Consider the following 7,820-nt stretch of genomic DNA (forward strand, 5'->3'; position numbering starts at 1 on the left):
TCATCACCAGCCAGATCGAACACAAGGCCACCCTCGATACCGCGCGGCAACTGCAGGAAGCTGGCGTGGCGGTGACCTACCTGGTGCCGGATGCCGATGGGTTGATCAGTGCCGATGCTGTCAGCGAAGCAATGCGCGAGGACACCTTCCTGGTATCGCTGATGTTGGTGAATAACGAGCTAGGCACCCTCAATGACATCCCCGCCATCGGTGCCCGCGTGCGTGAACACGGCGCACTGTTGCATGTGGATGCGGCGCAGGGCGCGGGTAAGGTGGCGATCGACCTGGCGCAGTGGCCGGTCGACCTGATGTCGTTCTCGGCCCACAAGCTGTATGGCCCCAAAGGTGTCGGCGCGTTGTATGTCGGCCCACGGGCGCAGCAGAAGGTGTTGGCGCAAATTCATGGTGGCGGCCACGAAGGCGGCTTGCGCTCCGGCACCCTGGCGACTCATCAGATTGCCGGTATGGGCACCGCCTTCGCCCTGGCCGCGGCATCTTTTGCTGAAGAAAAAGCCGTCATCGTAGCTTTGCGCCAGCGTCTGCTTGACCAGTTGGCGTCGGTGGCGGGGGTACGCCTCAATGGCAGCCTGACTCAACGTATTCCACACACACTGAGCCTTACGTTCAGTGAAGGCGAATTCAATGCCGCGGCGCTCAGCGCGGGGATCGCTTTTTCCGCGACATCCGCCTGCAACTCGGCGAGCAATGCGCCGTCCCATGTGCTGCTCGCCTTGGGCCATGATGCACGCAGCGCCGGCCGTACCATTCGCTTGAGCCTGGGTCGGTTCACCACCGAGCAGGACATCGACCAGGCTGTGCAGTTGATCAAAACCACCCTGGCCAGTGCACCGGCCTTCTGGGCGGTCTGATTCATTTAACGCAACACATAATAATTATTCGTGGTTAGCAGGAGACACAATGAGTACGCAGCCCTTGACCCATGGAACGGTTCCCCAGCGCCTGGCGCATACCCGTGAACTGATGAGCCGTGAGGGCATCCACGCCCTGCTGGTGCCGTCGGCCGACCCGCACTTGTCCGAATACTTGCCGGGTTACTGGCAGGGGCGGCAATGGTTGTCGGGGTTTCATGGTTCGGTGGGGACGCTGATTGTCACTGCGGATTTCGCTGGAGTGTGGGCCGATAGCCGCTACTGGGAACAGGCGACCAAGGAACTCAAGGGCAGCGGCATCGAATTGGTCAAGCTGCAACCGGGCCAACCCGGTCCGCTGGAGTGGCTGGCCGAGCAAACGCCGGAAGGCGGTGTTGTCGCGGTGGACGGTGCGGTGATGGCCGTGGCATCGGCGCGCACTCTGGGCGGCAAGTTGGCAGAGCGCGGTGCACGCTTGCGTACCGACATCGACCTGCTGGATGAGGTCTGGCAAGACCGTCCGACATTGCCGAACCAACCGATCTATCAACACCTGCCACCGCAGGCCACCGTGAGCCGTGGTGAAAAACTCGCCTCGCTGCGCGCCGCGTTGAAAGAGAAGGGCGCCGATTGGCACTTCATTGCCACCCTGGATGACATCGCCTGGCTGTTCAACTTGCGCGGTGGTGACGTTTCGTTCAACCCGGTGTTTGTGTCCTTTGCGTTGATCAATCAGCAGCAGGCCACGCTGTTTGTGGCGCTGAGCAAAGTCGATGCCGAGCTGCGAGCTGTGCTGGAGCAGGATGGCGTGACGCTGCGCGACTACAGCGACGTGGCCGATGCATTGCGCGCAGTGCCAGCGGGCGCCAGCGTGCAGGTCGACCCGGCCCGCGTGACCGCCGGTTTGCTGGAGAACCTCAATGCCGGTGTGAAGCTGGTCGAGGGTCTCAACCCGACCACCTTGGCCAAGTCGCGCAAGAGCCTGGCCGACGCGGAACACATCCGCCAGGCCATGGAGCAGGATGGCGCGGCGTTGTGCGAGTTCTTCGCCTGGCTGGAGAGTGCGCTGGGCCGCGAGCGCATCACTGAACTGACCATCGACGAGCACCTGACCGCTGCGCGTACCCGCCGCCCCGGTTATGTGTCGCTGAGTTTCAACACCATCGCTGCCTACAACGCCAACGGCGCGATGCCGCATTACCATGCCACTGAAGAAGAGCACGCGCTGATCGAAGGCGATGGCCTGTTGCTGATTGACTCGGGTGGCCAGTACCTGGGCGGCACCACGGATATCACGCGGATGGTGCCTATCGGCACGCCGAGTGAGGAGCAGAAACGTGACTGTACCCGTGTGCTCAAGGGCGTGATCGCGTTGTCCCGAGCGCACTTCCCGAAAGGGATCCTGTCGCCGTTGCTGGACGCTATCGCTCGCGCGCCGATCTGGGCGGAAGGCGTGGACTACGGCCACGGTACCGGGCACGGCGTAGGCTATTTCCTCAATGTGCATGAAGGTCCGCAAGTGATTGCCTACCAGGCTGCCACTGCTGCGCAAACGGCGATGCAACCTGGAATGATCACCTCTATCGAACCGGGCACTTACCGTCCGGGCCGTTGGGGCGTGCGCATCGAGAACCTGGTGCTGAACCGCGAAGCGGGCAAGACCGAGTTCGGTGAGTTCCTCAAGTTCGAAACCCTGACCTTGTGCCCGATCGATACCCGTTGCCTGGAGCCCTCGTTGCTGACGGCGGACGAGCGCGTGTGGTTCAACGCTTACCACGCTGAAGTACGTTCGCGTCTGAGCCCGTTGCTCAGCGGCGCCGCGCTTGAATGGTTGCAGGTACGCACTGCCGCTATCTGACCGCCTGCAGTTCAGGCGCCTGGGCCAGGGCGTCGGCCATGTAGTCGACGAACGCCTTGACCCGGGCCGACTGGCGACGATTGGGCGCCGCCACCGCATGGATCGGTAGCGACTGTGCGGTGTAGTCCTGTAACAGCGCGACGACGCGTCCGGCTTTCAAATCGTCGTAGAACAGCCACAGGGGCGACAGCGCAATGCCAAGCCCTGTCAACACCATTTCCCGCACCGCTTCGGAGTTGTTGCTCTGGGCGTTGCCGGCGATGCGTACGCTGTGCCGCGCGCCATTCTTTTCGTACACCCACTGGTTCTGGCTGCTGAGCAGGTTGAACAGCAGGCAGTTGTGCTGGCTGAGGTCCTGCGGGCTTTTCGGTGCGGGATGCTTGGCCAGGTAGGCCGGGCTGGCAAGGGTGACACGGTGGGTAGTGCCGATCCGCCTTGCGATCAAGCCGCTGTCGCGCAATTCGCCAATTCGCAAGGTCACGTCCAGGCCTTCGCTGACCATGTCCTGCAGGTGATCGTTGAGTTGCAGGTCCACTTGCACATCAGGGTATTGCAGCAGGAAATCGCTGAGGCGTGCAGCAATCTGCAGGCGCCCGAAACTCACCGACGAACCGACGCGCAAGGGACCGGCGATTGTCTCCTTGCCGGTCTGGAAACTGTGTTCAGCAGCATCTACGGCTGCGAGGATTTCGCGGCAGTGACGGTAGTACCGCTGGCCTTCGTCGGTCAGGGACAGTTGGCGTGTACTGCGGGCAATCAGCTTGCCACCCAGTTCGGTCTCCAAGGCGCGCAGGATTTTGCTGATCGTAGGTTGGGTGGTTTGCAGTTCCCGGGCGACGGCGGAAAAGCTGCCGCGTTCGATCACTCGAACGAAAATCGCCATTGCGTTGAGTTTGTCCATGAGCTGTCCGATTCATGCCGAATGGGCATGGGCACTATAGCTTTTTAGCGCCTTATCGGCATGAGTTGGCACGCGGATGATTGGCCTCATTCTTCTATGACGCGAGATCACTGACATGACTGATATGTACGCCTTGATAGTAGACGCCGCAGATGCTCCGTTTCGGCTGGCGACAATTCCCAAACCGGTAGCAGGCACTGGCCAAGTGCTGGTCCGAATCCGCGCCAGTGGCCTTAACCCGCTAGACGCTAAAATCCGTGCAGGCCAGGCTGCCCATGCCCGGCAACCATTGCCAGCAGTGCTCGGGTTGGACCTGGCGGGCACGGTTGAAGCTGTTGGTCCTGGCGCGGGTGAGTGGCAACCAGGGGACGATGTGTACGCGCTGGCGACCGGGATCGGCGGCGCACAGGGCTCGTTGGCCGAATATGTGGTAGTCGATGCCCGCTTGCTGGCGAAAAAACCGGAGGCCTTGAGCATGCGGGAAGCTGCAGTGTTGCCGTTGGTACTGATTACGGCATGGGAAGGGTTGGTGGACCGGGCTCGTGTCGGTTTCGGACACAGCGTGTTGATCCAGGGTGGCGCGGGGGGTGTAGGACATGTCGCGGTGCAATTGGCGATTGCCTGCGGTGCACACGTGTATGCCACAGGTTCCGCCAAGCATCGCTCGGTCATCGAGGGGCTGGGTGCGACGTTCATTGACTATCAGCATCAGACTGTCGAAGCGTACGTCGCGCAGTACACCGCAGGCGAAGGCTTCGACATTGTGTATGACACCGTTGGCGGGGAAACGCTGGATGCATCTTTCCGTGCAGCCAAGTGCTATCACGGTCATGTGGTGAGTTGCCTGGGATGGGGACAACATAGCCTGGCGCCGCTGTCGTTTCGTGGCGCGACCTACTCGGGTGTGTTTACCTTGTTGCCGTTGCTGACCGGTAAGGGGCGCGAACATCATGGGCAGATACTGGCTAAGGCGGCACGGTTGATCGACGCTGGCAAGCTCAAGCCGATCATGGATGGGCATCAATTCGATTTGCACAACGCAAACGCCGCTTACGATCTGCTCGCAAGCGGCGCGCAAGGGCGCCTGGCGATCGAGATCTAACTTAGGGCTTCACGCACGAAATCCAGACGGTCCTGACCGAAGAACAACTGGTTGCCTACGAACATACTGGGTGCGCCGAACACGCCGCGTTGAACAGCCTGTTCGGTGTTGTCCTTGAGGGCGGCCTTTACGGTTTCGTCATTGGCCAGAGCCACGACGTCATCAGGGTTAAAACCGTGCTCGGTGAGCACGGCAGCTACCACCGTGGGGTCGCCCAAGTGACGGCTTTCTACCCACAGAGCGCGGAACAGGCAATCAACGAAGTCCTGGAAGCGTTCAGGGTGGTGCAATTGGATGCCGGTGATCGCGCGCATCAACACCAGGGTGTTGATGGGGAAGTGAGGGTTGAACTGGAGGGGGACGTTATAGCGACGGGCATAACGCGCAAGGTCTTCAAACATGTAGCGACCTTTTGCCGGAACGGTGATGGGGGAGGCATTGCCGGTGGCCTTGAACACGCCGCCCAGCAGCATCGGCTTGTAAACCAGTTGCGTCCCGGTTGCCGCACACAGCGCGGGTAGTTGGGTATAGGCCAGGTAGGTGGCGGGGCTGCCGAGATCAAAGAAGAATTCCAGGGTTTTACGCATGGTCGATCCTCGATGCTTATTATGGAGGCGTGCTTACCAGGGTTCATTCCAGGGGCGCAGGTCCAGTTCAAAGGTCCAGGCATCGCGTGGCTGGCTGTGCAGGTACCAATAGTTATCGGCAATGTGCTCGGGGTTGAGAATGCCGTCCTCGTCCTTGAGCGCGTACTTCTGCGGGAAGTTGTCACGAATGAAGTCGGTGTCGATGGCGCCGTCGACCACCACATGGGCTACGTGGATGTTCCTCGGCCCCAATTCCCGCGCCATGCTTTGCGCGAGCGCCCGAATGCCGTGCTTGGCCCCGGCGAACGCGGCAAAGCCTGCACCACCGCGCAAACCCGCAGTGGCGCCAGTGAACAGGATAGTGCCGCGATTGCGAGTGACCATGCGCTTGGCTACTTCGCGCGCGTTCAAAAAACCAGAGAAACAGGCCATCTCCCAGATTTTGAAATACTTGCGCGCGGTTTCTTCGAGGATGCTGCATGGCACATTGGCGCCGATGTTGAACACGAAGGCTTCGATGGGCCCCAGCTCGGTTTCGATTTGTTCGATCAGTGCGATGACGTCGTCTTCTTTCCGCGCATCGCAGGCAAACCCATGGGCCTCGCCGCCTGCAGCTTGAATACTGTCTACCAGCGGCTGCAATTTGTCGGCACTGCGTCGTGTGACACAGGCCACGTAGCCTTCGCGGGCGAAGCGTTTGGCAATGGCGCCGCCGGTTGCATCGCCGGCGCCCACTACCAATACGATTTTGTTGTTGTGCGTCATGGGAACTCCTATGGCTCAGTGGTCGAGCAGGAGTTTAGACGTAGCGCCGCGAAGGGCTGGATTTGTATCTGGAATTTAATAGGAGCAGTCAGGGGGTGACTGCTCGAGCAACTACTTACAGATAACGATCATGCTGCGGCTGGTGTAGCCTGCAGGGTTGAGGCCGAAGGGGTAGTCCCCAGGTTCCTCTGAATTGTCACCGGACTTTGCGATTACCCGATAGCCCTTCGTACCGCAGGAGTTGGTTGCACTCGTGTAGCACTGGTCCCAGGAAGAAGACAGGCCGGAACAGTTGATATGCAGCCCTTTTTTGCCACGTTTTACTTCTGTCTTGGTGGTCGCGGCACAGCCGGCAATGGCCATGACCATTAACAGTATCAAAATTCGCTTCATTCCTATCCTTAATAGCCGCCTCGCAATGCTAGAGGCCGGCTCTACTCGCTCTCGGGTGTAGCGTTCGCGCTGTCCTTGTCGAAACTCTCCATGAATGACATTCGTTTGCGGCTTAAACATGGCCTAAATGCGCGCTGAATGCCAGAGCTACATTCAAACAGACTTCAATCCGCAGGAACCAGCGGTTTTGACTCGCTGCGCATCGTCACCGTGGCCCCTACGGAGGCCAGGATGATGCAGGTGATTGCCAGCCACTGTGCAAGCGACAAGTGCTCATGCAGGAAGAACAGGCCGGAAAGCGCACCGAAAGCGGGTTCGATACTCATGAGGGTGCCGAAGGTGCGGGCGGGGAGGCGCGTCAGGGCGACCATTTCCAGGGTGTAGGGCAGGGCCGTGGACAGAATGGCGACGCCGAGGGCGACTGGGATCAGTGCAGGCGTCAGCAACGCGCTGCCGGCATGGACGATGCCGATGGGTGCGACAAACAAAGCTGCGATCATTACCCCAAGCGCAGCGGTCTGGACGCCATTGTCATTACCCGCCTTCTGGCCATAAAGAATGTAGAGCGCCCAGCAGACGCCAGCCCCTAGCGCGTAGGCTGCGCCCAGTAAGTCGATGCCGCTGCTGGCCTCTCCCATGGGGATCAGCAAGAGAAGGCCGATGATTGCCAGTGCGATCCACAGGAAATCCACGGCGCGCCGGGACGCGTAGAGGGCGACGGCGAGCGGTCCGGTGAATTCCAGGGCGACTGCAATTCCCAGGGGTACGCTGCGCAAGGACATATAGAAGAGGAAATTCATGCCACCCAGCGCCATCCCATAGACGATGACGGTGCGCAGGGATTTGCCCGTCAGCTTGGCGCGCCAGGGGCGTAATAGAAGCAGCATGATCACGCTGGCGAAAATCAGGCGAAGGGTCGTGGTGCCTTGTGCGCCAACGATAGGGAACATGCTCTTGGCCAGCGAGGCGCCGGACTGGATGGAGGCCATGGCGATCAACAGCAGGCCGACCGGGAACAATGTCGACGCCAGGCTGCGAGGGGAGGTGGTCATTGGGGGTGTTCGTCCGAAGTCATATTAAGAGAAGCGTGGGCGCTATGATGCTTAACTGTTCGGCGTTGAGCAATATATTGCTCAACTATCCTTTTCGATCACCTATAAAGGCTTGATTTGGACGTTTTCAGATCCTTTGATAGAAAAAGCAAATTAAGGGTTGACGGCAGATTCTGGAAGTCTATAATTCGCCCCACTTCCGGCGCAGTCGAAACGGAAAACTCCTTGGTAAACAAGTAGTTACGCAGAATTCGACAGCGAGTTGCTTCAGTTCATCGAAGCCCAGAAGGAGT

The 7,820-nt window shown here is 59.9% G+C and carries 8 protein-coding genes; 3 read left to right on the forward strand and 5 right to left on the reverse strand.

From position 1 onward, the window contains the following. Positions 1-869 (forward strand): cysteine desulfurase family protein (locus CQ002_RS27970; RefSeq protein WP_105720652.1); only part of this gene is annotated, 869 nt, incomplete at its 5' end. Positions 870-918: 49 nt separating this feature from the next. Further along, the gene (locus tag CQ002_RS27975) at positions 919-2,727 is read left to right on the forward strand and encodes an aminopeptidase P family protein (protein ID WP_098466177.1); all 1,809 of its coding nucleotides are present in this window, start codon (positions 919-921) and stop codon (positions 2,725-2,727) included. Here the strand turns inward: CQ002_RS27975 and CQ002_RS27980 are convergent. After that, the gene (locus CQ002_RS27980) at positions 2,720-3,628 is read right to left on the reverse strand and encodes a LysR family transcriptional regulator (protein WP_105161926.1); all 909 of its coding nucleotides are present in this window, start codon (positions 3,626-3,628) and stop codon (positions 2,720-2,722) included. The genes CQ002_RS27975 and CQ002_RS27980 overlap by 8 nt on opposite strands. 124 nt (positions 3,629-3,752) lie before the next feature. Here CQ002_RS27980 and CQ002_RS27985 point away from each other — a divergent pair, with 124 nt between their 5' ends. After that, positions 3,753-4,730, forward strand: coding sequence for a zinc-dependent alcohol dehydrogenase family protein (locus CQ002_RS27985; protein WP_177431184.1), 978 nt, complete (start codon positions 3,753-3,755; stop codon positions 4,728-4,730). On the opposite strand, the gene CQ002_RS27990 is transcribed toward CQ002_RS27985, so the two are convergent. The 4 genes from CQ002_RS27990 to rhtA all read right to left on the reverse strand — a co-directional run bounded on the left by CQ002_RS27990 (position 4,727) and on the right by rhtA (position 7,527). Then, a complete protein-coding gene (locus CQ002_RS27990) occupies positions 4,727-5,317 on the reverse strand; it encodes a 2-hydroxychromene-2-carboxylate isomerase (RefSeq protein ID WP_105161927.1) in 591 nt (196 codons plus the stop codon). The genes CQ002_RS27985 and CQ002_RS27990 overlap by 4 nt on opposite strands. A 33-nt stretch (positions 5,318-5,350) precedes the next feature. Continuing rightward, positions 5,351-6,082, reverse strand: coding sequence for an SDR family oxidoreductase (locus CQ002_RS27995; RefSeq protein WP_034103126.1), 732 nt, complete (start codon positions 6,080-6,082; stop codon positions 5,351-5,353). Positions 6,083-6,193: 111 nt separating this feature from the next. Further along, on the reverse strand, positions 6,194-6,475 hold the full coding sequence (locus tag CQ002_RS28000) for a hypothetical protein (RefSeq protein ID WP_034103128.1): 282 nt from the start codon (positions 6,473-6,475) through the stop codon (positions 6,194-6,196). 164 nt (positions 6,476-6,639) lie between these two features. Beyond that, positions 6,640-7,527: a threonine/homoserine exporter RhtA gene (gene rhtA, locus CQ002_RS28005; protein WP_034103130.1), complete on the reverse strand. Its 888-nt coding sequence runs from the start codon at positions 7,525-7,527 to the stop codon at positions 6,640-6,642. Positions 7,528-7,820 lie beyond the last annotated feature (293 nt).

Source organism: Pseudomonas sp. MYb13 (assembly GCF_002980075.1).
Taxonomy (GTDB): domain Bacteria; phylum Pseudomonadota; class Gammaproteobacteria; order Pseudomonadales; family Pseudomonadaceae; genus Aquipseudomonas; species Aquipseudomonas lurida.